Origin of the sequence: Shouchella rhizosphaerae, assembly GCF_900142675.1 — a bacterium.
In the GTDB taxonomy this organism is placed as follows: domain Bacteria; phylum Bacillota; class Bacilli; order Bacillales; family Bacillaceae_D; genus Shouchella; species Shouchella rhizosphaerae.
In genome coordinates this window covers 98,855-124,315 of record NZ_FRBS01000005.1, presented here as the reverse complement: position 1 = coordinate 124,315, position 25,461 = coordinate 98,855, and the positions used below count along the sequence as shown (strand labels likewise).

23 protein-coding genes are annotated in these 25,461 nt (G+C 44.2%); 13 read left to right on the top strand and 10 right to left on the bottom strand.

The annotated features are described in order from the left end of the window. The first annotated feature begins 52 nt into the window (after positions 1-52). The gene (locus BUC05_RS14775; RefSeq protein WP_035202920.1) at positions 53-1,573 is read left to right on the top strand and encodes an MDR family MFS transporter; all 1,521 of its coding nucleotides are present in this window, start codon (positions 53-55) and stop codon (positions 1,571-1,573) included. Between the two features lie 228 nt (positions 1,574-1,801). After that, positions 1,802-2,716, top strand: a complete 915-nt coding sequence (locus tag BUC05_RS14770) for a class I SAM-dependent methyltransferase (RefSeq protein ID WP_035202918.1) — start codon at positions 1,802-1,804, stop codon at positions 2,714-2,716. A gap of 61 nt (positions 2,717-2,777) precedes the next feature. On the opposite strand, the gene galT is transcribed toward BUC05_RS14770, so the two are convergent. Next, complete coding sequence (gene galT / locus BUC05_RS14765) at positions 2,778-4,304, bottom strand: UDP-glucose--hexose-1-phosphate uridylyltransferase (protein WP_035202916.1); 1,527 nt, start codon at positions 4,302-4,304, stop codon at positions 2,778-2,780. A gap of 11 nt (positions 4,305-4,315) precedes the next feature. Continuing rightward, positions 4,316-5,494 carry a galactokinase gene (locus tag BUC05_RS14760; protein WP_035202914.1) on the bottom strand — a complete coding sequence of 393 codons (1,179 nt, stop codon included), beginning with the start codon at positions 5,492-5,494 and terminating at the stop codon, positions 4,316-4,318. Positions 5,495-5,625: 131 nt separating this feature from the next. Between BUC05_RS14760 and BUC05_RS14755 the strand changes: the two genes are divergently transcribed. From BUC05_RS14755 to BUC05_RS14725, 7 genes are all read left to right on the top strand, one after another. Then, positions 5,626-6,384 carry a DeoR/GlpR family DNA-binding transcription regulator gene (locus tag BUC05_RS14755; RefSeq protein ID WP_011248060.1) on the top strand — a complete coding sequence of 253 codons (759 nt, stop codon included), beginning with the start codon at positions 5,626-5,628 and terminating at the stop codon, positions 6,382-6,384. Positions 6,385-6,610: 226 nt separating this feature from the next. Further along, positions 6,611-8,554 carry a lipoteichoic acid synthase gene (locus tag BUC05_RS14750; protein WP_073305196.1) on the top strand — a complete coding sequence of 648 codons (1,944 nt, stop codon included), beginning with the start codon at positions 6,611-6,613 and terminating at the stop codon, positions 8,552-8,554. A 238-nt stretch (positions 8,555-8,792) separates the two neighbouring features. Next, entirely contained in the window at positions 8,793-9,776 is a 984-nt protein-coding gene (gene guaC / locus BUC05_RS14745) for a GMP reductase (RefSeq protein WP_035202909.1), read from the top strand. Between the two features lie 287 nt (positions 9,777-10,063). Then, complete coding sequence (locus BUC05_RS14740) at positions 10,064-11,317, top strand: ABC transporter substrate-binding protein (RefSeq protein WP_011248057.1); 1,254 nt, start codon at positions 10,064-10,066, stop codon at positions 11,315-11,317. A gap of 40 nt (positions 11,318-11,357) precedes the next feature. After that, positions 11,358-12,251, top strand: coding sequence for a carbohydrate ABC transporter permease (locus BUC05_RS14735; protein WP_011248056.1), 894 nt, complete (start codon positions 11,358-11,360; stop codon positions 12,249-12,251). A gap of 14 nt (positions 12,252-12,265) precedes the next feature. Next, the gene (locus BUC05_RS14730) at positions 12,266-13,138 is read left to right on the top strand and encodes a carbohydrate ABC transporter permease (RefSeq protein ID WP_011248055.1); all 873 of its coding nucleotides are present in this window, start codon (positions 12,266-12,268) and stop codon (positions 13,136-13,138) included. 175 nt (positions 13,139-13,313) lie between these two features. Beyond that, positions 13,314-13,658 (top strand): avidin-fold protein, encoded by a 345-nt coding sequence (locus tag BUC05_RS14725; protein WP_011248054.1) that lies wholly within the window; start codon positions 13,314-13,316, stop codon positions 13,656-13,658. A gap of 58 nt (positions 13,659-13,716) precedes the next feature. Here the strand turns inward: BUC05_RS14725 and BUC05_RS14720 are convergent, their stop codons facing one another. After that, on the bottom strand, positions 13,717-14,040 hold the full coding sequence (locus BUC05_RS14720) for a CotD family spore coat protein (RefSeq protein ID WP_051881162.1): 324 nt from the start codon (positions 14,038-14,040) through the stop codon (positions 13,717-13,719). Between the two features lie 265 nt (positions 14,041-14,305). Between BUC05_RS14720 and BUC05_RS14715 the strand changes: the two genes are divergently transcribed. Next, positions 14,306-15,928, top strand: a complete 1,623-nt coding sequence (locus BUC05_RS14715; protein WP_035202905.1) for a DNA-binding protein — start codon at positions 14,306-14,308, stop codon at positions 15,926-15,928. 12 nt (positions 15,929-15,940) lie between these two features. Here the strand turns inward: BUC05_RS14715 and BUC05_RS14710 are convergent, their stop codons facing one another. The 7 genes from BUC05_RS14710 to BUC05_RS14680 all read right to left on the bottom strand — a co-directional run bounded on the left by BUC05_RS14710 (position 15,941) and on the right by BUC05_RS14680 (position 23,023). Next, positions 15,941-17,662: an adenine deaminase C-terminal domain-containing protein gene (locus tag BUC05_RS14710; protein WP_035202903.1), complete on the bottom strand. Its 1,722-nt coding sequence runs from the start codon at positions 17,660-17,662 to the stop codon at positions 15,941-15,943. A gap of 72 nt (positions 17,663-17,734) precedes the next feature. Beyond that, entirely contained in the window at positions 17,735-18,790 is a 1,056-nt protein-coding gene (locus BUC05_RS14705; RefSeq protein WP_035202901.1) for an ABC transporter ATP-binding protein, read from the bottom strand. Positions 18,791-18,853: 63 nt separating this feature from the next. Next, a complete protein-coding gene (locus BUC05_RS14700) occupies positions 18,854-19,645 on the bottom strand; it encodes an ABC transporter permease (RefSeq protein ID WP_035202899.1) in 792 nt (263 codons plus the stop codon). A gap of 4 nt (positions 19,646-19,649) precedes the next feature. After that, a complete protein-coding gene (locus BUC05_RS14695) occupies positions 19,650-20,459 on the bottom strand; it encodes an ABC transporter permease (RefSeq protein ID WP_035203631.1) in 810 nt (269 codons plus the stop codon). Between the two features lie 68 nt (positions 20,460-20,527). After that, positions 20,528-21,460, bottom strand: coding sequence for a nucleoside hydrolase (locus tag BUC05_RS14690; RefSeq protein ID WP_011248047.1), 933 nt, complete (start codon positions 21,458-21,460; stop codon positions 20,528-20,530). 12 nt (positions 21,461-21,472) lie between these two features. Beyond that, positions 21,473-22,519 (bottom strand): ABC transporter substrate-binding protein, encoded by a 1,047-nt coding sequence (locus BUC05_RS14685; RefSeq protein ID WP_035202896.1) that lies wholly within the window; start codon positions 22,517-22,519, stop codon positions 21,473-21,475. 162 nt (positions 22,520-22,681) lie between these two features. Continuing rightward, a complete protein-coding gene (locus BUC05_RS14680) occupies positions 22,682-23,023 on the bottom strand; it encodes a hypothetical protein (protein WP_050749060.1) in 342 nt (113 codons plus the stop codon). Positions 23,024-23,252: 229 nt separating this feature from the next. Here BUC05_RS14680 and BUC05_RS14675 point away from each other — a divergent pair, with 229 nt between their 5' ends. The 3 genes from BUC05_RS14675 (at position 23,253) to BUC05_RS21145 (ending at position 25,295) form a co-directional block, all read left to right on the top strand. Further along, positions 23,253-23,558, top strand: coding sequence for a DUF2087 domain-containing protein (locus tag BUC05_RS14675; RefSeq protein WP_011248044.1), 306 nt, complete (start codon positions 23,253-23,255; stop codon positions 23,556-23,558). A 238-nt stretch (positions 23,559-23,796) separates the two neighbouring features. Next, entirely contained in the window at positions 23,797-24,276 is a 480-nt protein-coding gene (locus tag BUC05_RS14670) for a hypothetical protein (RefSeq protein WP_011248043.1), read from the top strand. Positions 24,277-24,404: 128 nt separating this feature from the next. After that, entirely contained in the window at positions 24,405-25,295 is an 891-nt protein-coding gene (locus BUC05_RS21145) for a universal stress protein (RefSeq protein ID WP_011248042.1), read from the top strand. The last annotated feature ends 166 nt before the right edge of the window (positions 25,296-25,461 follow it).

Genomic DNA, 25,461 nt, shown 5'->3' with positions numbered 1-25,461 from the left:
AATTGTGATAAGCTAGGCGTAGTGTACTGGTTTTATTGAGGAGATTATACATATGAAGAAAACAAATTCGACTTCCTTTGTAACAGCGGGTTTGCTACTAGGCATTTTTATGGCCGCGATCGACAACACGATTGTAGCAACAGCAATGGGTACGATTGTTGGTGACCTTGGCAATTACGAACAATTTGTATGGGTAACGGCTGGCTATATGGTCGCAATGATGGCTGGTATGCCGATATACGGGAAATTATCTGACATGTATGGTCGAAAACGTTTTTTCGTATTTGGCTTGTTGATGTTTTTGCTTGGCTCTGTTTTATGTGGCCTGTCGCAAACAATGAATCAATTAATTGCCTTTCGCATTATTCAAGGGATTGGCGGCGGAGCTCTAATGCCTATTGCCTTTACGATTATTTTCGACCTCTTTCCGCCAGAAAAACGGGGAAAGATGACTGGGCTTATTGGCGCGGTGTTTGGCCTTTCCAGTGTCCTAGGGCCTCTATTAGGTGCGTTTATAACGGAAGCGTTAAGCTGGCATTGGATTTTTTATATTAATGTGCCGATCGGGGCCGTTGCGCTTTTTTTAATTGCCCGGTATTACAAAGAAACGATGGAAGCGTCGAAACAAAAAATAGACTGGCTTGGTGCGGGATCCCTTGTTCTTGCAGTGAGTTGCTTAATGTTTGCCTTAGAACTTGGGGGCGGTACGTACAGCTGGGGTTCTCCAACAATTCTTTTGCTGTTTGCGGCTGCAGCGGTTCTGTTTACCTTGTTTACGTTCGCAGAACGGAAAGCAGAGGAACCGATTATTTCGTTTTGGATGTTTAAAAAACGTCTGTTTGCCACGTCTCAGCTAATTGCCTTTGCTTACGGCGGCACATTTGTGCTTTTGGCTGTGTTTATTCCGATCTTTGTCCAGGCCGTATTCGGCGGTACTGCATCTGATGCTGGGACAACGTTAATGCCGATGATGCTTGGCTCTGTGGTTGGAAGCATGATTGGTGGAGCGCTGCAGACGAAAATTTCGTTTCGGGCCATGATGGTATTTTCAGGCGTCTGCTTTTTTACAGGTATGGCACTGCTAGCGACAATGGGGACGGATGTCACAAGAATTGCATTGGCGTTTTATATCGCTTTAGCCGGGCTAGGCGTTGGCTTTTCGTTTTCGCTATTGCCTGCTGCTTCCATTAATCAATTATCGCCACGGTTCAGAGGTTCAGCCAACTCAACCAATTCGTTTTTGCGCTCATTTGGTATGACGGTCGGTCTCGCCGTTTTCGGTACGGTTCAAACGCTTTCCTTTACCAACCGATTAAACGGAGCATTTAAGGAAGCGCCAATTCAAGTGGAAAATCAAAACTTACAAGAATTGTTTACCCCAGAAGGCAGAGCGCAAATACCGCCTGACGTGCTTAGTACGATTACAGAAGCGATGTCCGATTCGATTACGTTTATCTTTTCCCTTGCTCTCATCCCGATCGCGATTGCACTAGTAGCGGCCTTCTTTATGGGCAATGACAAGGTGGAGACAAGCAAAAGCATGAAACGGAACCCGTCCTCGTCGGAAACATAGCATAAGGAGAATGAAGCAAGGAGACTGCACGAATGTATGGTGTTGTCTTCTTGTCTATTTATTAGGGAAGTCATTGTTAGCTGCCGGCACCTCGGCAAATCCAAAAGTTATAACTTGACAAAAAAATTTGTTCATGCTATAATTGATTATTATTGTTTTTGTTGTATAATGGGATTCTCCTGGCCAGGGGAATCCTATTTTTTTTGAAAACGAAGGAGCGTGTATGGCTTGCAAAAGGGGAGTCCTAGTTTAACTTCTATTATTTCAGCATTTGGAAGGGCCTATCATAGTCGCTTTGATCAACCGAAGATTTTTGATGATTATTTAGCGGAACGTTTGATCTCCGAAGACGAATATGAGGAGATCAAGGCCAACATGATTCAGGGGATTGGTTTTTTTAACGAAGAATTAGCCCAAAAATGGAAAGGGCATTCGGAACAGATATTAAAATGGATTACCCAAGTACAACTATCTCCGACGCCTTTAGCGCGTGCCGCCTATTGTGAAGGTGTGCTCCTGAATGAAGTGCGGCTAGGGGCCAAACAGTACGTCATCCTTGGTGCTGGCTTGGACACATTTTGTTTTAGGCATCCTGAGCTGCAGGATACGTTAGACATTTTTGAAGTTGATTCTCCTATGACGCAGGAATTTAAGAAGAAAAAGCTAGAGCAAGCTGGTTTTGAGATTCCGAGCCACCTTCATTTCGTTCCTATGGACTTCAGCAAGGCATTTTCTGGGCAACCATTAATCGAGGCGGGATTTACTGGCAAGAAGACGTTTTTTAGCCTTTTAGGCGTTTCCTACTATTTGACGAAGGACGAGCTTTCAAGCTTGCTAGCACATTTGTTTGCCCTTGTGCCAACGGGGAGTTCGATTGTGTTTGATTATGCAGATGAGACGCTTTTTGAAGCAAAAGGGGTTTCAAATCGCGTCGAAAACATGGTGAAAATGGCTGCTGCTAGTGGAGAGCCGATGAAGTCCTGTTATTCCTATAGTGAAATGGAAAGGCTATTGGAACAATGCGGTTTGCTTATCTATGAGACGCTGACGCCTGAGAAAATCAACGAACGGTACTTTTCCAACAGGCAAGATCATTTGTCGGCATTTGAAACGATTCATTATGTTCATGCCGTTAAAAAATAAAAGTGAATGGCTTATAAAAGTAGCGAATGAGAGAAAACCCATGGCGATTGCCATGGGTTTTTTATATCAAATCTGATTTTTTGAGAAAACGGATGAAACCAGCCTCTCCTGAGTCGGTATCTTTAAAGACGCCAGCATGGGAGAGGACAGTTGTAAACAACCGACCCACTTCTTGCTTAAGGAGCGCTTCCACATTCGCTGTTGTAAGGTTCGGCTTTTGCTCTTTTAGCGAAAGCGCCCACTCTTTGTGTTTTGCAATGGCTTCATTTTGCGCAATTTGTTCTGCCGCGTTAGCACTCGGTAGGACAGTCGCTAGCTCAGCTAGTTCTTGTTTTAAGCGCCCAGGCAATACGGCTAAGCCCATTACTTCAATCAAGCCAATATTTTCTTTTTTGATAGCGTGCACATCTGCATGTGGATGAAATAACCCAAGCGGATGGGCTTTTGTCGTCCGGTTATTGCGAAGGACGAGATCCAGTTCAAACATGCCGCTCTTGTTGCGGGCAATTGGCGTAATCGTATTATGAGGAGTTCCGTCACTATTTGCATAAATGTCGAGCGATGGGTCGCTGTACGTTTTCCAAGCCGAAAGGATAGCAGTAGCCGCTGCTTTCAATGATGCTGGGTCTGCGCTAGCGAGACGAATGACAGACATAGGCCATTTGACAATGCCAGCTTTTATGGTTGGATATCCTTTTAAAGTAAAAGCCTTTTTCAACGGCGCTTTCGCCATTGGAAATGTATGTTTTCCGCCTTGGTAATGGTCGTGGCTTAAAATTGAACCGCCAACTATTGGCAAATCGGCATTGGAGCCAATAAAATAATGAGTGTATTGTTGGACAAATTCGAGCAGCCTTGTAAACGTGTCGGCGGTAATCTGCATAGGCCGCTGTTTTTCGAAAAGCACAATGGCGTGTTCTTCATAATAGACGTAAGGAGAAAACTGCATATACCACTGTTCGTTGCCAAGTGTTACCGGAATTAAGCGCAAGTTTTGCCGGGCCGGATGGGTAGCCCGACCGGCAAAGCCAACATTTTCTTTGGCAAGAAGCCCTTTGGGATAGTCGGACGGAGCTACCTTTTTGGCAGCGGCAATGGCAACAGGGTCTTTTTCCGGCTTGGATAGATTGATCGTGATTTCAAGGTCGCCATAAGGGGTAGGTGCAAGCCAACTTTCATTTAAGGCGATCCTGTCTGTGCGAATGTAATGGGCATCTTTGCAAAACTGATAAAACGCGGCAGTAGCCGCTTGTGGGCCTTGTTGTTCGCACATACGAAAAAAATGATCAATGACCGTACTGGGACGCGGCAAAAGCGCATCGATCAATTTTGTGTCAAATAAGTCCCGGTATGTGACCGTATTTGCTTCAAGGAGACCATTGTCTGCCGCCCAATCAAGAATCGGGGCAAGGATGTCGTAAATGGGCTCATTGGTCTCAGGGAGCGTTTCCCCGATCATTGGCGCATCGAGGCCAAGGCGGTCTAGTAGCTGGTTTCGGCTATAGTCCACATCAGCAAGAGGGAGCAGTTTTTTTTGAACGCCGTAAGCAAGCAATTTTTCAATTTGTGTGTAAATCTGTTTTTTCATCTGGTTGAACCTCAATCTGCCGCAGTGGCCAAAGGCAGTTCGGTTACGCCATCACCGGCGCGGCTAATATAGAAGCTTGGTTGAAAGCCAAATTCGCTTTCGTAGCCTTTTTTAACGTGTGCTTGAAACGCTTCCATTTTGTCTGTTTGTACAAGGCTGACAGTACAGCCGCCAAATCCTGCTCCAGTCATTCGTGTGCCGATGCAGCCAGGGGCTCTGTGTTGCAACTGATATAACGCATCAAGCTCTAAGCCAGTCACTTCGTAATCGTTTGCCAGCGATTGATGAGATTCATTCATCAGTTGCCCGAAGTCACGGAGGTTTCCTGCTTTTAGCGCCGTTACGGCTTCAAGCACACGTTGGTTTTCGCTGACAACATGGCTAGCTCGTTTGGCAACTGTCGCCGTCGAGAAAGCGTGGTGGTGTTTTGCGAGCAACGCTGGTGTGACATCACTTAATGTACGAATGTCAAGACCAGCTGCTTGAAGGTCAGCGAGCGCTTGTTCACACTCGGCCCGTCGTTCATTGTATTTGGAGTCAGCTAGCCCTCTGCGTATATTTGAATTGGTAATCACGATATCGTAATTGCCCAATGTTAATGGCACAAGTTCGTACTGCAACGAGTCCGTTTGCAAAAAAAGCGCATGGTCAGCTTTGCCCATGCCCACAGCAAATTGGTCCATAATGCCGCTGTTCACACCGATAAAGTTGTTTTCAACATGCTGGCATGCTTTTACAAGGTCGAGGCGATCCCAATTGGCGCCTGTAAGGGAAGAGATCATATAGGCTGTCACCATCTCGATCGAGGCTGAAGAAGACAATCCTGCCCCATTGGGGATGTTTCCAAAAAAATAAAGATCGGCGCCGCCTAAATCAAAACCATGATGTTGAAAATAAGCGATCACGCCTTTAGGATAATTGCCCCAATCATCTTCTTTATTGTACGAAAGTTCTTTGTTTGGGAAAGCAACCCGTTGGCTGAAATTTTGGCTCGCTAAACGAAATTCATTGGTGTTTGTGCGGCGGACTGCTAAGTAAGTTCCCATTGTTAAAGCGGCGGGAAAGACAAAACCACCATTGTAATCGGTATGTTCGCCAATCAAGTTCACACGTCCTGGCGCGAAAAAAAGCTGGTCTGGCAAAGTGCCAAAAATCGTTTCAAATTCAGCGGCAAGCTCATTCGTATTCATAGAGTCACTCCTTTTAACGTAAAAAGACAGATAAGCAAGTGTGATTTGACAGCGGTTGCAAAACTTTCTATGATTATATCAACAAAAACGAACAATAACAAACACTTTTTAACATAATAGAGGTGCAAGCAATGTTAAAAGAAGAAAGACTGCAACGGATAGTAAAAATGCTTGAACAGAGTGACATGATTAAAGTGGCAGATATAATGAAAGAGCTGCAAGTGGCAGATATGACAGTGCGTCGTGATTTGCAGGCGCTTGAAGAAGCAGGATTGCTTGTACGTTTACATGGGGGAGCGACAAAAGCAGGCTACAAAGAGCGATCTAATACAGAAAAGCAGAGTTTAAACCAAAAAGAAAAAAAGGCGATTGCGAAACAAGCAGCTTCACTCATTCATGACCATGACACAGTCTTTCTCGGGCCTGGTACAACAAATGAATCGATGCATGGATATATTCAGGCTAGGGACGTAAAAATTGTGACGACTTCGTTGCCGATTTTTATGAAATTTAAAGGCGATCCTCGATTTGAGCTATTGTTGGCGGGAGGAGAATACCGTGAACGGACTGGCTCATTCATTGGCGCTCTAGCAAGGCAGTTGTTAGGGGCACTGCGGTTCAATAAAGCATTTATTGGCACGAATGGCATTCATGGAAGTGAAGTAACGGCGGCTAATGAAGAAGAGGGGGAAGGCCATCGGATCATTTGCCATCGGACTGAACAGTTATATATTACAGCAGACCATAGCAAATTTGGAGTAAGCGCGTTTTATACATTTTGCCATCTGCAAGAGACGACGGCGGTTATTACCGATAGCATGCTTGATAAAAACACGTTGAACCAGCTGAAAAATCACACACAAGTGTTTACAGCTCAAATGCGAGAGTAAGCAAAAAAGGATAGGGACAAGGATTTTGGCAATCTTACACAATGCTTTAAAAAGTGGCTAACCCCCTTTGTTAGCTGCTTTAAAGACAAAAGGTGCTGTTATTATAATCCAATTTATTTCCAATTTCCGTTGCTAGAAAACGATTTTCCGAATATAATAGTTGACTAGTTATGAGTGTTTTATGCGATCGAAATAAGGAAATTCTATTGGAAAGAAGAGATGCCCAATGTCAAATTTAAAAAGATTGGCTTCCAAGAAGCTGATGTTTTTTTGGCTTGCTCTATTTTTATATTGGCTCAAAACATATGTGACGTATAAAACAGAATTTAATTTAGGGGTCAAAGGGCCATACCAGGAATTGTTGCTCGCCTTGAACCCATTAAGCATGGGTGTTTTATTGTTTGGGTTGGCCTTGTTTGCAAAAGGACGACGTTCCAACGTATGGATCATTATTTTTGCTTCCTTGCTTGGCGCCATTCTTTATGCAAATGTGTTGTTCTACCGCTTTTTCGATGACTTTATTACGCTGCCTAACGTGATGCAGGCATCCAATTTAAGCACGATGTCTGGAAATGTGTTTGCTGCCATGCGTTGGTATGATCTATGGTTCTTTTTCGATGTAGCGGTTTTAATTGCCCTCTATTTATGGAAAAGGGAAGTTCCTGAGATACGCTTTCGCAAAAGCGTGGCCACAACTGCGATTGTGACAGCAATTGCCCTATTCGTCGCCAATTTGGCTATGGCAGAAATCGATCGTCCACAGTTGCTTGCACGGACGTTTGACCGCAACTATATTGTGAAGTATTTAGGTTTGTATAATTACACCATTTATGATGGAATACAAACCGTGCAAGCGGAATCGCAACGTGCATATGCAAGCAGCGATGATTTAACGGAAATTGAAAATTACACGGTTTCCCGTTTCGCCAAGCCGAATGAGGACTACTTTGGCATCGCTGAGGGCAAAAATATTATTAAAATCCACTTAGAGAGCTTTCAGTCGTTTCTAATTGATTATGAGCTGAACGGCGAGGAAGTTACGCCATTTTTGAATTCATTAGCCGCCGGGGCTGAGGATATGACGTATTTTGATAACTTTTTCCATCAAACAGGACAAGGGAAGACAGCGGACGCGGAGTTGATGCTAGATACTGGTTTATTTGGTTTGCCGCAAGGTTCTGCCTTTGTAACGAAAGCGCAAAATACGTACCAGTCGCTTCCTGCCATTTTAAACCAGGAGTGCGGCCACGAGAGTGCGGTTTTACACGGTGACTACAAATCGTTTTGGAATCGCGATACGATGTATAAACAGCTTGGTATCGATCAATTTTTTGATGCAAGCTATTATGATATGAGCGAAGAAAATACTGTGAACTTAGGCTTAAAAGACAAGCCATTTTTCGAAGAATCGATTCCAATGCTTCAGTCATTGGAAACGCCGTTTTACGCTCATTTGATTTCGCTCACGAATCACTATCCGTTTAACTTGGGTCCAGAAGACGCAACAATTGAACGGGCCACTACCGGAGACAATACAGTCGATAACTATTTTCAGACGGCCCGTTATTTGGATGAAGCCCTTGAGCAATTTTTTGCTGACTTAAAAGCGTCAGGCTTGTATGAGGACTCAGTCATCATGATTTACGGAGATCATAACGGCATTTCCGAAAACCATAACCGGGCGATGACTGAAATTCTAGGCACAGAAATCACGCCTCACCAAAATGCTCAAAACCAACGAGTGCCGTTATTGATTCGTGTTCCTGGCATGGAAGGCGGTGTGAACCACACATATGGCGGGGAAATTGATGTGATGGCGACACTCCTCCATTTACAAGGCATTAACGCCAAACCATATGTGCAATTTGGGACAGACTTGTTTTCTGAAGAGCATGATGATATCGTTTCGTTTCGCAGTGGCGACTATATAACGCCAGCATATACGTCCGTCAATGGCGTTCTTTACGATACAGAGACAGGCGAAATTCTAGAACCGACAGAAAAAACAACTGAAATTCAGGAAAAAGTCGACCAGCAATTAGATTACTCAGACCGCGTGCTTTACGAAGATTTGCTTCGTTTCCATGCGATCGATGGCTTTGAGCCAATTGAACCGACTGATTATCATTATGGCAATCCAAATAAAGAACCGGCAAACGAAGATCAATAAAAGAACCAGCGGAAGCTGGTTCTTTTCATCGTTTGACAAGCGTTTTCTACCAGTCTGAGGGCGGTTTCGACTTTGTCGACATACCTGCTCTTTTTTAGAACAACAACGATAAACAGTAAAATGAGCGTTTTCTGTCTAAATAAACTTTGACAACGGTTCCGCGATCATGTATATTACCCTATGGGCGAATGATTTTTGTTCTTTTATTCTATAACATTCGTTTTTAGGGGTGTAAATGATGGAAAACGTTTTTGACTATGAAGATATTCAACTCATTCCAGCAAAATGCATTGTAGGAAGTCGGGCTGAATGCGATACAAGTGTAGAACTTGGAGGCCGTACGTTCAAGCTTCCAGTTGTTCCAGCAAATATGCAAACGATTATCGATGAAAACATTGCTCGTTACCTTGCCGAAAATGATTATTTTTATATTATGCATCGGTTCCAGCCAGAAACACGTCTTGCGTTTGTCAAAGACATGCATGAACGGGGATTGTACGCATCCATTAGTGTTGGCGTAAAAGAAGAAGAATACACCTTTGTGCAACAATTGGCTGACCAACATGTAGTGCCCGAATATGTGACGATTGATATAGCCCATGGCCATTCTGAAGCGGTTATCAACATGATCCGCCATATTAAAACACACTTGCCGGATAGTTTCGTTATTGCTGGCAATGTTGGCACGCCAGAAGCTGTGCGCGAACTTGAACATGCCGGTGCAGACGCGACAAAAGTCGGCATTGGGCCTGGAAAGGTGTGCATTACTAAAATCAAAACAGGCTTCGGCACTGGAGGCTGGCAACTTGCGGCGCTGCGCTGGTGCGCAAAAGCTGCAAGTAAACCAATAATTGCTGACGGCGGCATTCGCACCCACGGCGATATTGCCAAGTCGGTCCGTTTTGGCGCCACAATGGTGATGATTGGTTCCTTGTTTGCAGGCCATGAAGAATCTCCTGGTGACACGATCGAAAAAGACGGCAAGCTGTATAAAGAGTATTTTGGTTCTGCATCAGAATACCAAAAAGGCGAGCGGAAAAATGTCGAAGGCAAGAAAATGTACGTCGAGCATAAAGGTTCGTTAGCGGAAACACTATTAGAAATGGAACAAGATCTCCAGTCTTCAATTTCCTATGCAGGAGGCAAAAGGCTAGACGCAATCCGCAATGTCGATTATGTCGTCGTGAAGAATTCTATTTTTAATGGCGACAAAATTTATTGATAAAAAAACAACCGTCTTGGGGATGTTCATAAAGAGGATAGAAAGAATGGGAGTCTGTCTTTAGGCAGGCTCGTTTTTTATAAATAAAGTTTTAGAAGAGATCTAAAAATTAGAATAGGACAAAACTGAGTTATTTTTCACTTGACAAGAAAAAAGATCGTTGGAATAATAAATTTGGAAGCGCTTTCTTTGGAGGGGAGTTATTCTTTAAAAAAGGGACATTCTTGCTAACTTAGTTTATTTCATAAACAAACAAAGTGGATCACATAATTGGAGGAGGGGTATGTATGGGAAAAAGAGTAATGATTTTGGCTGTAGCTTTGAGTTTCTGTTTAATAGGATGCAGCGCGGAAGAAGAAGAAAAAGAGATTACGATTTGGAGCTTTACGGATGAAGGTGAGTACGCCGTTGAAGCATTTGTGGAAGAACACCCAGACGTAAAAGTTAATTTTCAGTTTATTCCTTCAAGTCAATATGAAACAAAGCTCCGCTCTGCTTTGTCAACAGGAATACGGGCACCTGATGTATTTGCACTAGAAGCCCAATATGTGCGAAAGTTCATTGACCATCCATCACTAGAATCGTTATCTGAAGCTCCGTATGACGCTGAGGCGTTGATTGACAGCCATTACGAGTATATTCAAGGCATGGAAAGGGATTCAAATGGCGATGTTCGCGCAGTTGGTTATCAAGGCACGACAGGTGGTGTTTATTTTCGCAGAGATTTGGCGAAAGAATATTTAGGAACAGATGATCCAAAAGAGGTTAGTGAAATGATCGAAACATGGGATGATGTGTTTTCGATTAGCAAGCGCGTTTATGAAGAAAGCGGTGGGACAGTCCATGGGTTGCCAAATTGGAATTCAATTGGGCAAGTGCAGGACGCACTCGTTAACCAAGCATGGGTTGTTGATGATAAATTAATCATCGATCAAGCAAAGAGGGACGTGCTGGATTTAGTGGATCAAGCGATTGAAGCGGACGCATTGGCAATGTTGGATGATTGGTCTCCTGGATGGACTGCTTCTATGCAACAAGGCTCCGTCTTGTTTTATCCAGGGCCATCTTGGTATTTGCAACATGTCTTGCAATCAAATGCTCCTGAAACAAGTGGGTTATGGGGACTGGCGAGTGGTCCTGCTGCTTTTAGTGGAGGCGGGACGTTTTATTCCGTTTATTCTGGCAGTGATAACAAAGACTTGGCTTGGGAATTTGTGAAAATGTATGGATTTGATGTTGACTTCTTACAGAACTTAGCTGTAGATGAACAGTATTATACAAGTCATCGCGGAGCAAATGAAGGCGTAGCGGATGAGATTACGAGCGATTTCCTAGCGGGCCAAAATTATTTTGAATTTTTTAATGAGGAGTCAGAAAATGTGCAGGCAGTTGTCCGTTCATCATTTGATGGCGACATTAATGACATTTTCAATGAACTTATGGGTTCATACGCCAAGGGAAATTTTCGTTCGCAAGAAGAGTTTTGGCAACGGTTTAAACGTGATGTGCAAACGTATTTTCCAGAACTTACGATTGAATAACCTTACTGGCTCCTAAAGCTATAATCCGAGGAGGGTTAACATGTTCATTAACCGCATTAATAAGGGAAATTGCGGATACTTTTTTATTGCCCCGTTTTTTATCGTATTCTTATTGTTTGGTCTATATCCAATTCTCTATTCTTTTTATTTAAGCTTAACCAATTGGGATGGGCTCAACGATCCAGAATTCATCGGCTTTGCGAACTACACCCGGGCGATAATCGATCCGTTGTTTCTTCAATCACTGTTTAATACATTCTTTATTTGGATTGTATCAGTGATACCTCAACTTACTGTCAGTCTAGTGCTTGCAGTCATTTTGACGAACAAATTCTTAAAAGGCAAAGATTTTTTTAGAGCGGTGTATTTCTTTCCAAACATTGTAACGGCTGCTTCCCTCGGCTTGCTCGTCAGTCTCATGTTTGACTGGCAAACGGGCAGTGTCAATCAGTTGCTTATGTCGATTGGTTTCTTGGACCAGGCCATTGATTGGAAAAACAACCCCTTGTTTATGCAAATGCTTGTGTCCGCCATTCTGTTTTTCCAGTACTTTGGCTACTCCATGCTTATCTATATCGCGGGCTTGCAAGGAATTTCGCCAGAGTATGCCGAAGCTGCCAAAGTAGATGGAGCGTCGAAAACCCAGATTTTCTTTAAAATAACCGTTCCGCTATTAAAACCGATTATTATTTTCCAAGTGATCACTTCATTAATTGGCGGAGTGCAAATCTTTGACCAGCCATACATGTTAACGGAAGGATCGGGTTCGCCTAACCATGCGACGTTGACGAGTGTCATGTATTTGTATCGGACTGCTTTTGAACAAGGCCGGTTTGGATATGGTGCAACCATTGCGTTTTGTTTATTTGTTGTCATTGTCAGCTTATCTGTCATTTCCTATTTGGTTTCAAGAAATAGAAGCAAAATCGCTTAAAAGGGGGAGTTAGCGTGAGCAAAGGGGCATTGCCTGTAAACGATGGAAAACTGTCTATGGAAGGACGCAGAAGAAAGCGGGCTCATCTCTCTCTTTATACAGGATTGATTGGTCTTGCCATTCTCTGTTTATTTCCGTTTTACTTAATGATCATGTATTCGACTCATGCAAACGCGGATATTGCCTCAACGTTTTTGTTTTTCCCGGGCGGGGAATTGGTTAACAATTTCACACGCATGGTGGAAAACGTCGATATTTTACGTGGGTTTATGAATAGTTTCATCATTGCCGGCGGTTCAACTCTATTAACGCTTTATTTCGGCGGCATGACGGCTTACGGGTTTTCGAAATTTAAGTTTCGTTTTAATACGATCTTGTTTTTGCTTATGCTGGCGACAATGATGATTCCCGCCCAGCTTGCATTAATTGGCAGCTATCGTTGGCTTGGTATGATTGGCTTGCTTGATTCCCATGCAGCTATTATTCTTCCAGCTGCGGCCAACACATTTGCCGTCTTTTTTATTAAACAGTTTTTAGACGGCAGCATTCCTGATGATGTGCTGGAATCCGCTCGAATTGACGGGGCGGGAGAGTTGAAGATTTTTCACCGGATTATTTTGCCGATGATCGTCCCTGCTCTTGCTGCAATTGGCATCTTTACCTTTATAGGAGCTTGGAACAATTTCATTGGCCCACTAGTCTTATTATTTTCCGAAGAGAAATACCCATTGCCCGTCATGGTGGCATTGATACAAGGTTACTATAATACAGATTACGGCTTAATGTACTTAGGCGTGGCCTTGTCCGTTTTACCAATTATTATCGTGTTTTCGCTATTTTCTAAACGGATTATGGGCAGTGTGGCAATTGGCGCTGTGAAAGGGTAAACGGTCTATTTCCTTCCTTTTCTTAATCACTTTTGGCTGTTTTCCATTTGTTTACGTGTAATAAAATCATCGCAGAACCAATTGACGAACCGTTTTTATTCTGGTGAAATAAAGACATGACAATAGCAAAAGCGTGTTATGAAAGGAAAAGATAGGGGAAGAGAGTGGTTCAACAATGGTTCACTATGACGGTAAGCAATTTGTGGCAAAGGAAAACAGTGAAAATGGCGAAGTTTCTTCAGCTACAGTCTTTCAATACAAACAGGAAGGCCGGATTTTGACTGGAACGTATAGCGGAGGCGAGATCCTTACAGGCACTTTAATAGGTTTAGTTGATGATCAAGGCCATTTGCGATTTCGCTATAACCATGTAAACGTCGATTATGAAATACGCGGTGGGGAATGCTACTCTATACCAGAACAATTGGCAGATGGACGAATCCGTTTGCATGAAAAATGGAAGTGGAATGATGATAGCAGAAGCGAAGGGACATCGATAGTAGAAGAAATTTTACGTTGATAGATGTTAAACATGAAAAGAACGCCTTGGGCAACAGCCCAAAGCGTTTCTTGACACTTTAAATCCAACTCCAGCCGCGGCGCCGGCCTCCATAGCCTCCGCCGTTATTCCCATTCTCGACAACCGATTCGTATTCTGTCCGCTCTTCGACTGATTCGGTTTGCGGAAAACTGTACTCACGGCGTACGACTTGGTTATTGACATAAGTCGTATGGGTCGGATACACTTCTGGGATAATGACGACTTCCGTTTGTTCTACAACGCGGTGCTTTGTAGGGTGAATGATCGGATCACATCTTTTCACCTTTGTCGGAAGTGTTTCGTAGCAAGGACGCTCAGTCTTTTTACAATCGCATGAGCATTTCTTATGGTCGCAGCTCATTTCTTACCTCCATGAAGAATTATTTAAAGCGCAAAGCTTTATACGATAACGTATGGAAAAAGCTGAATGCTCGTACTGGTTGGCTTTCCCATTTACGGGAAAATGGCTAAAACGTGGATCAGCGAATAGGAAGCTTGTTAAGAATTGTAAAGAAACGACTATGTGTTTCGAAAATTTCGTAAAGTTCGCTCTTTTTTGGCCGGTGTATGTTTGCCATTTGCTATACTAATCGTAAAGCAGTTCATTTCTTATTAGGAGGGACAGTATGAAAAGAGTGACTCAAAAAAGGACGATTCAGTCGGTTATCATTTTTGCTAGTTTTACAGTAGGCGTTCCGGCATTGGCAGAAAGCATTAGCGATCCTCCACCTGTATTGGAACCAAGTGACCCGAATGGAAAACGTGTATTGTTTGATAACAGCCATGGGCAAACAGCTGGTCAATCCGATTGGGTCATAGACGGAGCTTTTTCGGACTTTGCGGATGCACTAGTGGAAAACGGGTACTATGTCAAGGAACACCGTAGTGCAGAACCGCTAACTAACGCCGATTTAGACGGGTACGATGTGTTTATTATTCCTGAAGCGCAAATCCCATTTAAGGCGATTGAGCAAGAGGCGATTGCCTCGTTTGCAGAAGAAGGGGGCGGCGTGTTTTTTATTGCTGACCATTACAATGCCGACCGCAATTTTAACCGGCTTGATTCAAATGAAATTATGAACGGATGGCGCCGAGGGGCTTATGATGACATAACAAAAGGGATGAGCAACGAGGAAAAAGAAGCATTTGAAGGGGTTGTAAGTTCAGACTGGCTTGCTGAAGAATTCGGCGTTCGGTTTCGTTACAATGCCATTGACCATACAGTAGCCGATTCGATTGTCAGCCCTGAAGAGGCGTTCGGGATTACAGAAAACATTAGCGCGCTCTCCATCCATGCTGGATCAACGCTTGCGATTATTGATCCAAACGTTGCTAAAGGCGTTGCTTATTTGCCAGATGGCCTGACGCCGGAAGCGAATAAGTGGAACAACGCAGTTGACCAAGGTGTTTATCATGGCGGCGGAATGGAGGAAGGTCCTTATGCGGCTATCGGAAAAAAGGGATTAGGCAAAGCAGCCTTTATTGGTGATTCGTCACCAGTCGAGGATGCGACCCCAAAATACCGCAACGAAGAACATGGCGGGATGAAGCGGACGTATGATGGATTTATTGATCAAGACAATGGTGCTTTCCTCGTACAGGTAGTCGACTGGCTTGCTAAACAAGAATCCTATACCAACTTTGCTGAAGCAGGAATTCCTTTAGACGAACCGTCTCCACTTCTGGAAATGGAACAGCCTGAAAAAACAACAGAACCACAGGCTGAGCCATGGCGACAGCCGCAAGGGGATTATCGATGGTATGACCGTTCTACTTTTGCAGCCGGATCGTTTGGCAGTGGACAGGAAGCACCGCTAGAAGTGGAATATGATTTGGAAACGCCAGAGGCGCTCCCACTAGGAGGGCAGACGTTTTCTGTGACCGTAGAGCTCCGTCATTTGGCGCCGAACCAAACGGTCAACAGCCTTGACATGCAAGTATACTTACCAGGGGGACGTTCGATCTCGCAAATTCAAGGGGAGGATGGCAGTTGGCCTAGCTCTTACGGCTACCACCAAATCGGTACGTTGACTGCAGACGCTACAGGGACAGCAACGAAAACGGTCACGATGCGTCTGGACCCGTCTGTAGAGGCCGATTCGGCGATGATTCGCTTGCGCAATGACCGCCAAAATGTTGTGACGCAAACAGTTGCTCTTACTGCTGCCAGCGAAAAGGTGACGAAACTCCCGACGATTCAAAAGAGCTTAAAACGAAAAAGCGTACCAGTGGCACTAGCAGGAAGCTAGGGGATTTTTCCCCTAGCTTTTCTCGTTTACAAACAATGGAACGACTTTGCCGTTATTAACATCAATTAACCCGAAATCAGTAATTTTCAGGGCAGGGCTAACTGGCAAAGATAACGTCGACAGTGACATAATCGGATTGTAATGCTTATAACCTAATGCCGTTAGCGCTTTAACGAACGATTCGACTTTTGGCGCAAGCTCGGTTAGGGGCGCTTCAGAAAGAATACCGCCAACTGGCAATTCAAGCATCGCTTTCACTTCCCCGTTCTCTACTGCCGCACAGCCTCCTTGTGCTTGGATGACTGCGTTTGCTGCACAAACCATGTCTCTGACGTTTGCGCCGATAACGAGCAAGTTATGGTTGTCGTGAGAATACGTTGTGGCCACTGCTCCACGCTGTATAATGTCTCCGGCGATCAGGCCGTGGGCACGCCCGCCCGTTTTACCGTAGCGTTCAAATGTGGCAATAAGACGAAAGTCGCTGTCTTGCCATTGAAGGAGGCCGTTTGCAACAGGCACCTTTTCCTGAGTTTCCTTTGTAAAGGTTGAGCCATCTGCGACATTCATCACCCGGCAAACATGGATGCCGTCTTGGCGGTCGGCAACCACGTGAAAATCCTCATCCTGTAGAGGAGCAAGCTTGACGCTTTCGTAAAAATGTGGTGGAAACTGCCTTGGCTTTGGCGTTTGTTTGTACGGGCTTGCTGCATCAAAGGCGAGCATTCCATCTTTATAAACAGCGGAAAAAACAAATTGGCCGTCTTCTGCAAGAAGACTGAAGTCAGCGATTTTTCCAGGAGCAATCGCGCCCCGGTCATCAAGTTTCATCCGCTTGGCAGGTGCCATTGTACAAGCATAAATGACGTCCTCAAACTTCATTCCTGCTGCGAGCGCTTTGTTTGCAAGAACATTTAAGTGGCCACGTTTATAAAGGGAATCAGCCATGACATCATCAGTAACAAAGCAAAAATGTTCTCGGGTGTCGTTTTCAATCAAATAGGAAAGCACGTCGTCGGTCATCGATTTTTCTTGGATTTCTAAAAACATGCCAGCTTTAATGCGTGCTTCCATTCCTTCTCTTGTTTGGTGTGTATGGTCAGACCCAATTCCGGCAGCAACAATTTGATGAAGGTCGAGCCCTGTCAGCTTAGGCACATGCCCTTCGATAGGAAGAGCAGGATAGGAACGCCGGAAATGCTTGAGGATTTGGTTTGTTTTTGAATCAGGCTTTGAAATGACATCGACATAGTTCATGATTTCTCCTAAGCATTGGATGTCCTCTGTGTCCATTAATTCATCCATTTCTGCGATTCCGATGGCGCCGCCAGTCGTTTCCAAGCTAGTAGCGGGAACAGAACTAGGGATCGCATATTTCATATCAACCGTACAGGACGCGCTTGCCTCAATCATGGCTTTAATGCCTTCGATTCCAAACACATTGGCCATTTCATGAGGCTCTGCAACGATCGTTGTCACGCCATTTCGCAATAGTGCCCACGAAAAAGTTTCTGGTGTGACCATCGAGCTCTCGATATGCAAATGGATATCGATTAAGCCAGGAATCATTTGCCGGCCTTGGCCATCAATAGTTGCCTTGGCTTGAATCGATTCAAGTTCGTCGCTGTGACCGATCGCCACAAATCGGCCTTCGTTAATCGCGACGTCACTGGCGATAAATTGCTGTATATAGGCGTTATAGACGCGTACGTTTTTCACTAAAGTATCTACATGCATAATAAGTCCTCCAACTTCCGCAATGGACAATGGTTGTATTTCACTTTCGTATAGGGCCTAACGCAGGAAGCATTATTGGGTAATAATGATTTTATTGCTTGGAAAATGGAGGACGACAGGCGTGCCAATGTCAAGAGGCGTCGCCATGTCCGTATGGACGGTAAACGTGCCGGCTGCCGTTTCTACGATACATTGGTAACTTCGGCCGAGAAAGGTGCAGACAAGCACTTTTCCAGCTATGTGGTTGGCAGCGTCCCCTTGGTTTAAATCGAGAACAAGCTCAATGTCGTCAGGGCGGATTGCTCCTGTCATCCCTAAGTCGGAACCGGCATGTTTAGCGACTGAAAAGCGTTGTGCTCCGGAGGCAAATGCCCAATAAGCCCCTTTGTCTTCCCTGTCTGAGAATGGCAAGAAGTTTTTAAAGCCGATAAATTCAGCGACAAAGCGCGTTTTTGGATAGCTGTAAATATGGGATGGGGCATCAAGCTGTTCAATGACCCCTTTATTCATAATCGCGACATTGTCGGAAATGGAAAAGCATTCCTCCTGGTCATGAGAGACGTATACAGCTGTGATGCCGAGCTCTTGTTGAATGCGGCGAATCTCCACGCGCATTGTTTCACGCAAGTTTGCGTCCAAGTTGCTTAACGGTTCATCAAACAACAACAGGTCAGGTTCAATTACTAATGCCCGGGCGATAGCGACACGCTGCCGTTGCCCGCCAGACAGTTCTTTTGGAAAACGATTTTCAAACCCTGTTAAATTAACGACATCGAGGACATGGGCAATCCGTTTTTTTATTTCGCTTTGCGTTTGTTTGCGCATTTTTAAGCCAAAGGCAATGTTGTTATACACAGACAAATGGGGAAAAAGCGCATAGTTTTGGAAAACAAAGCCAAAGTTCCGTTTCGAAACGGGGACACGTGTGTAATCTTTGTCGTTAAATAAAAAGCGGCCAGATTTCGATTCGAGAAAACCAGCAATGAGGCGCAATGTCGTCGTCTTTCCACAGCCACTTGGTCCTAGTAAGGAAAGGAGCTCGCCTTTCTCGATCTTTAAATCAAACTGTTTTAAAATGTCTTGTTTTTGGTAAGCGACCGTCACTTGGTCTAATGTTAGTAAAGCCATGAGAGACCTCCATTCTTTTACAAAAGTTGCTATCAAGCATAGGGGAAACGGGAATCCGTTTCGTTATCGTTTCGTAAAATACGACAAGCCGACTAACCTTTCAATTGCAAACATCAATATAGCTGTCAACGCCATTAACATCACCGAAATAGCCGCAACCGTTGGGTCAAAATAATGTTCAACGTACGTCAGCATTTGGATAGGCAGCGTCGAAAGCCCTGGTCCGGTTAGAAAGACGGAAATATCAACGTTATTGAATGACTCTAAAAACGCGATGAGCACTGCAGCGATAATGCCAGATTTAATATTAGGCAAAATGACTTTGAAAAACGCGCCGAGGCGGCTTGCTCCGAGGCTCATTGCTGCTTCTTCAATCGAGAAGTCAAACGTGGCCATACTAGAAGCAATTACACGGATAATAAAGGGCAGCATCAAAATCGTATGCCCTACAAATAGCGCGACTTCAAGTGGAAGCTGATAAGCGACAATCAAATAGCGTAAAAATGTAAAACCGAGCACGGTGCCAGGAATGAGTATCGGCGATACAAACAACACATTCAACAGCGTTTTTCCTGGAAACTCGTAGCGGCTTACTGCATAGGCAGCTGGGATTCCAAGCAACAATGCACACAGATTGCCTAACAAGCTAACAAGCATCGAAAGCTTGAACGTGTCCATGAACGCAGACACAGCAAAAATATTTGCGTACCATTCAACAGAAAAGCCACTTGGCGGAAACTGCAGCACTGTACTAGGCTCAAAAGAAGCGACCGAAATAATAACGAGCGGCCCGAGCAAAAACAAAAAAATGAGAAAGGAAACAAACCCAAGGCCGATATGTTTTGATTGGTTCATCTGTTTACCCCCTTGGATTTAAAATCGCTGCGATTTTTTGGAAAAGACCAGTCACTACAAATGTGATGACAATCATAATGGTTGCAATCATCGCAGCAGCATGCCAATCATTTAACGTAATCGCATTTTGATATAAAAATGTCGAAATAACCCGTTGTTGGCCGCCTAGAAGCGCTGGCGTCGTGTAGGCGGTAAAACTGCCAACAAATACGAGCGTGCTGCCAATTACAAGGCCAGGTACACAGAGTGGCACCATCACTTTTAAGAATGCTTTTGCTTTTGAGGCACCAAGGCTTTCGGCAGCTAAAAACAAATCAGCATCAATGTTCTCCATTACGCCAACTAATGTAACGATCATGAGTGGCAAAAATAAATGGATGAGGCCGATTGCGACAGCGGCTGGTGTATATAAAATTGATAATGGCTCGTTTATCAGACCAGTCGCCATAAGAAACTCGTTAAGCAAACCATTGCGGCCGAGAATAATCATCCAGCTAAAAGACCGAACGACTGGGCTGACGAGTAATGGGAAAATGGCGAGCATGAGCATGATTGCTTTTTTGCCGCCTTTTAACTTAGAAATGTAATAAGCGGCGGGAAAAGCAAGAATGACGCAGCAAAAAGTCGTTAATAGAGCGACGAAAAGAGTTGTCCATAAAATTTCTAAAAAGTAGGCATCACCTAAAAAACGAAAATAACCGTCTAAGGAAAAGCTGCCGTTTTCGACGAATGTCGAGCTGATCGTGAGCACGAGTGGAATAAGCATAAAAACAGTTAAAAACAGCAGCCCTGGAATGAGCAAAAGCATGCGCATTGAACGGTTCACGAACAAATCACCTCACAGAAAAGAATGGCCCGGCATCGAGACGCCTAAGGCCATGTTCAGTTTTGAATTGAATGCAAAAAGTACGATAAAAATGCATCGCTGTCGATCTCAGTGGCAACGTTAACGTTTGCCGGTTTTCCTAAGCGCTGTTGCCTGTCGCATACCGTCTGCCCATCGCAAAATTGGCTGTTTGTTTCTACTTCCACAAACATCTCTTCCAAATGGAGCAATTCGGGTTTTAAGGCATAAGCAACGGCAAGAGGATCGTGGAGGGCACAAGCTGCCACGGTGTTGCGCGCTTCATACCGTTTTATATAGTCTGCGGTGCACGTTTTGATAAACTGCTTGATAGGCGAGTCAACGAGCGATCCAATGTTTTCCCTAGTGAGAAGTGCTTTGCGGGTAACATCTAATCCGACTTGCACAAGGGGGGCGAAGCCGGCATGGATCACCTTGCGCGCTGCTTCAGGATCGACATACATGTTGTACTCAGCCACAGGGGTGACATTGCCATGTGTAAAGGCGGCACCACCCATATAGACGACGCCCGCCACGAGTTTTGGCAAATCAGGGCATTTTTCAAGCGCTAACGCCAAGTTCGTCAGCGGCCCTGTCATGACAAGCGTGAGTTCGCCTGGATAACGGTTTGCCTGTTCGATTATATAATCAGGAGCATAACCGTCGGCAGGCTGTGCCGTTGGCTCAAAATGAGGCAAAGCACCGCCAAGGCCGTCATTGCCGTGGACGCTATGTTCAAAAAAGCACGGGCGCCGAAGTGGCGCATGAGCCCCTTGGATAACGGGAATGTCGCCCTCTTTATGAAGAAGTGTCAACACTTTTAACGTGTTAACAGTCGCTTTTTCTAAAGAAACATTTCCGTTCACTGTCGTAATTGCAAGCAGTTGTGCGTCCGTGCTTTTGGAGGCAAGGATAATGGCGAGGGCATCATCTACGCCTGTATCAACGTCAAGTAAGATTTTTCTGGCCACTTCAATGCCTCCTTAGTTGGCAATTTCTTTATTCCAGCGGTCAATCCATTCGGCTGATTCGCTGTTTACGTATTCCATGTCAAGCAGGTTTAGCGCCTCAATTGTTTCTTCCCCATAAGTGACGCCTTCCGCTTCCTGTTCAGACAACTCAACATCGATGTTCACAGGGGAGTCGACTTTCGCTTTAGCTGACGCTTCCTGGACTTCTTTGCTCAAATGCCAATTGATAAAAGCTTCCGCTAATTCTTTGTTGTCACTGTCTTTAACGACATTGACTGTATTCATGACTGCGTAGCCACCTTCTGTCGGGGTAACGAACTCAGCTTCAGGGACAGCGGCTTGCAAATCATGAAAATACATTTCCATAAATGGCCCAGCAGCAATCTCGCCTTGGGTAAACATGTTGACGAAGTCGGATGATTTATCATACTCTTTAACAATATTTCCTTTCAGGTCGGCAATGGCTGCAAATGCTGCATCGGCATTAAATTCTTCCTGTCCTGCTACGATGGAAGCTGCATCTAAAAACATTGGCCCTGTTGTCGATGTAATAGAAGGAATCGTTAAATTGCCTGCAAGAGAGTCATCCCATAAGTCGCTCCAGCTTTCGATTGGGCCTTTCGTTTGCTCAGGATTGTAAGCAATCCCGAATTGGCCAATCGTGTAGGCTGGTCCGTATTCTTCGCCAAGAGGGGCTTTCGCTATATCATAAAGGTTGTCAATATTTTCGATGTTGCTGCGATCGATTTCAGCAAATAAACCTTCCTCGATGCCTTGCTGGGCGTAATAATCAGATAAATAAACGACATCTACATTAGCAGTTCCTTGGCGAATTTTGTTAAGACGTTCTGCGTTGTTGCCGATATCGACAACAATATTAACGTTGTATTCTTCTTCAAATGGCTTGTAAACTTCTTCCTTAAAAAAATCCTCTGCAAATCCCCAAGTGGAAATGACAAGGTCTGTTGGTTTTTCATTGCCGTCCCCTGAAGCGGAGCATGCGCTAACAGCGACCAAGCTTGACGTGATTACAAATAAGCAAGAAAGATGTTTTTTCATTTAGAAAGTCCTCCTAGTACACATTTTTAATAAAGAAAAAAAGAAGACACACCTGTAGCAGCATTTGCCATCTACAGGTGCATCTTCCTTATGTAAACATAAGCAAAAGCAACCGTATTGAAAAGAATCGCAAATCCTCAACCAGACATGTCCAGTCTGCATTTACGAAGTGGAAAAAAGAATGTTTGTAAAAGCCCATTGCGTTTTTGCATCATAATCACGCAGCACAACCTCGATCGGGTCGTGGAAGTGCGTCGCTAATTGTTCTGCAAGTTTCCGTTTATAGAGAAGGGAAAGATGAAAATCAACTTCCATTTTTAAAGAAGGCACTTCTCCTTCAAGCGCAGTTGAACGGGCTGCCCGTTTATGCTTCGCTTGAATTGTTACAAGTGCCCCGGAGATGGAAACCTTTAATAAAGTTGTGCCAACGCCGAACATTTCTTTTGAAACATCATTATATAGATGAGCCAATATTTTTTTATTTTCGTTTGTATCGCCTATCATCCCATCACCTTTAAACGAAAAACAAATGATGTAAACTATTGTACATAAATTGCTATTGATATGCAATAAAATGTTCGGATTTAATTGAGTGTAATTTTCTTGAAGTCGAAAAAGGATGTCAAAAACAAGCAAACGACGAACATTGATAATAAAAAACGAGATACTCTTATTTTCTATTTAGATTTTTATCTAATTAGATTATAATAAAATTAGAAAGGAGAATGTGAACATGAAAATCGGCCAACTAGAGAAGGAAAACATCATACGTCATTTTATAGGGAAGGATGGCCGCTTAAAGACCATACCGGCTAAATTCAAGAAAAAGCTCATTCTTTTAGAACATATGTTAACAGGATTAGAGGAGAATATCGTTTATGAAGAACGGGAGATTAACGCTCATATTCAGTCTTTTCATGATGACTTTGCCACGATCCGCAGAGCATGGGTAGAGACGGGGTTTATGGAAAGAAAAGAGGGACGTTATACACTTGTGTCGCCAGCGAAGCGGCCAGCTTTTTTTAATGAAACTAATTAGATGGATGTCTAATTCGTTCTTTTGATCTTTTTTCATGGCAACAGGCAGCGTAATCCTAAATGAGACGATGACGTGGCAGCAGCAAACAAAGTCGTGATTTTAGGTCGGTATGACTAGTAGCATCTGAGCCTTTTAGAGCGCTCAGATGCTTTTTTATAGTCGTATTTAAAATACAAATTCAGTAGTTTTGTCAAAATTGGTACAATTGTTTTAATCTATGATGAAGGAAGTGAGTTGTATGGTTGGAGAAAAAGAGGAACCGTTTGTCGATCTGTGCCTTGAATGGCTAGGTTGCATTCGAACAGGAAATCCTGCTCAAATGACGAATTTGCAATCAAGAGCAAGGAGGCTTTTGGCCGCTGAAAGGAATGTCGATGACGCAGTCATCTCTCTTTACTTGCTCAATTCACACCTCCATTCTGAACAGTTAAAAGGCAATGGGAACACGTCTGAATTCATTAAGCTTGCTAACATTACCTATTTTTTAAGCCATTTCATCAGTGGAAGGATCAAACAGAGCAAAGCGGATTCGAATGGAGCTTTGCGAAATTATTTAAAGGCCGAACATGTGCTTACCTTTATTGAAGACAGCTGTGAAAAAGCAAAATTTTACGAAGCGGTAGCGGCTGCTTATAAAAATCTTCAGGAGGAAATCGCGGCAAACGCCTATTCGAAAAAACATAAGGAAGAGGCGGCAAAGTGCATAGTAGTGACGTAGCAGCAAATGTGGCTGCTTAGAGTTTTTCTAAGAATGTTCATAACATGAAGGCGGTAGGCGTTGCCATAGCTGTTATAATAAAAGAGAAGGATGCTTTTAAAGTCTCTAATCAGGAGGGAGTTGGAAGCATGTATAAACGAATTCTTGTTGGTGTCGATGGATCGAACCAGTCTGACCACGCCTTTTCGAAAGCGCTTTCCATCGCCGGAGAATGTAGGGCAACACTTATCATTGGCCATGTTTTGGACATTCGCAATTTTCCCAATGAGCATATGCTTTATGCAGGAGAGTTGTGGGATGAGTGGAAAGGCAAGGCCGACGCCATGCTTGCTCGTTATAAAGAACAAGCAGAGGCAGCAGGCATCAAAACGGAAATCGCGTTTGCCTCAGGGAATCCGCGCATTCAAGTCGCAAAAACATTGACAAAGGAGCATGGAGCGGATCTACTCATTACGTCAGCGACAGGGCGGAACCGAATGGAACGGTTTTTTACCGGCAGTGTCGCTGAAGCGTCCATTCGTCATGCGCCATGTGACTACTTGATGGTCAAAGACTATGAAACAGCTTCTCCGTACTATAAGACGATTCTTGTCGGCGTGGATGGCTCCGACCAAGCGGAAGATGCTTTGTCGGAAGCGGCATGGTTGGCCAAACAATATGAGGCAGCACTGACGATTGTTCATGTCGAGCCGATTGGCATTTATACAGGGGGAGCGATGGCTGCCGCTCCGTTATCCTATGAAGATAACCATCGACTAGAAGCTGAGCGCATGTTGACATCATATAAACAACAGGCAAAGGAGTCTGGAGTTTCAACTGTAAAAACGGAATACGTGCATGGGAATCCCCGTGCCAAACTTTCCACTGATCTACCGGAATCGCTTCAAGCGGATTTGCTCGTTTGCGGCGCAACTGGAACAAATACAGTCACCCGCCTTATGATTGGTAGTGTGGCAGAGGCAGCGATGCGCCATGCGCCATGCGATGTGCTAATGGTGAAGCGGGACAACAGCCGTTAGGCTGCAAGGAGCCGTCTTCAAAGAGGACGGCTTCTATTAGTGGAGTGAGAGAAAGGTACAGCCAAAGGGGACAAGCATTTGCCTTACAGTATTGGACTCGCCTCAGCTATTTAGCGAAACGCGGCTACTACGCGTACACTTGGAAATAATAAAGAGTGACATAAAA

Excerpts from the sequence above, each read along its gene's own strand:
- BUC05_RS14710 (WP_035202903.1), bottom strand. The coding sequence starts at position 17,662 with ATGCATGTAGATACTTTAGTGAAAAACGTACGCGTCTATAACGCCTAT.
- BUC05_RS14760 (WP_035202914.1), bottom strand. The coding sequence starts at position 5,494 with ATGAATACGAATGAGCTTGCCGCTGAATTTGAAACGATTTTTGGCACT.
- BUC05_RS14750 (WP_073305196.1), top strand. The coding sequence starts at position 6,611 with ATGTCAAATTTAAAAAGATTGGCTTCCAAGAAGCTGATGTTTTTTTGG.
- BUC05_RS14735 (WP_011248056.1), top strand. The coding sequence starts at position 11,358 with ATGTTCATTAACCGCATTAATAAGGGAAATTGCGGATACTTTTTTATT.
- BUC05_RS14775 (WP_035202920.1), top strand. The coding sequence starts at position 53 with ATGAAGAAAACAAATTCGACTTCCTTTGTAACAGCGGGTTTGCTACTA.
- BUC05_RS21145 (WP_011248042.1), top strand. The coding sequence starts at position 24,405 with ATGTATAAACGAATTCTTGTTGGTGTCGATGGATCGAACCAGTCTGAC.
- BUC05_RS14675 (WP_011248044.1), top strand. The coding sequence starts at position 23,253 with ATGAAAATCGGCCAACTAGAGAAGGAAAACATCATACGTCATTTTATA.
- galT (WP_035202916.1), bottom strand. The coding sequence starts at position 4,304 with ATGAAAAAACAGATTTACACACAAATTGAAAAATTGCTTGCTTACGGC.
- BUC05_RS14705 (WP_035202901.1), bottom strand. The coding sequence starts at position 18,790 with ATGGCTTTACTAACATTAGACCAAGTGACGGTCGCTTACCAAAAACAA.
- BUC05_RS14670 (WP_011248043.1), top strand. The coding sequence starts at position 23,797 with ATGGTTGGAGAAAAAGAGGAACCGTTTGTCGATCTGTGCCTTGAATGG.
- BUC05_RS14720 (WP_051881162.1), bottom strand. The coding sequence starts at position 14,040 with ATGAGCTGCGACCATAAGAAATGCTCATGCGATTGTAAAAAGACTGAG.
- BUC05_RS14715 (WP_035202905.1), top strand. The coding sequence starts at position 14,306 with ATGAAAAGAGTGACTCAAAAAAGGACGATTCAGTCGGTTATCATTTTT.
- BUC05_RS14755 (WP_011248060.1), top strand. The coding sequence starts at position 5,626 with ATGTTAAAAGAAGAAAGACTGCAACGGATAGTAAAAATGCTTGAACAG.
- BUC05_RS14695 (WP_035203631.1), bottom strand. The coding sequence starts at position 20,459 with ATGCGCATGCTTTTGCTCATTCCAGGGCTGCTGTTTTTAACTGTTTTT.
- BUC05_RS14740 (WP_011248057.1), top strand. The coding sequence starts at position 10,064 with ATGGGAAAAAGAGTAATGATTTTGGCTGTAGCTTTGAGTTTCTGTTTA.
- guaC (WP_035202909.1), top strand. The coding sequence starts at position 8,793 with ATGGAAAACGTTTTTGACTATGAAGATATTCAACTCATTCCAGCAAAA.
- BUC05_RS14700 (WP_035202899.1), bottom strand. The coding sequence starts at position 19,645 with ATGAACCAATCAAAACATATCGGCCTTGGGTTTGTTTCCTTTCTCATT.
- BUC05_RS14685 (WP_035202896.1), bottom strand. The coding sequence starts at position 22,519 with ATGAAAAAACATCTTTCTTGCTTATTTGTAATCACGTCAAGCTTGGTC.
- BUC05_RS14680 (WP_050749060.1), bottom strand. The coding sequence starts at position 23,023 with ATGATAGGCGATACAAACGAAAATAAAAAAATATTGGCTCATCTATAT.
- BUC05_RS14725 (WP_011248054.1), top strand. The coding sequence starts at position 13,314 with ATGGTTCACTATGACGGTAAGCAATTTGTGGCAAAGGAAAACAGTGAA.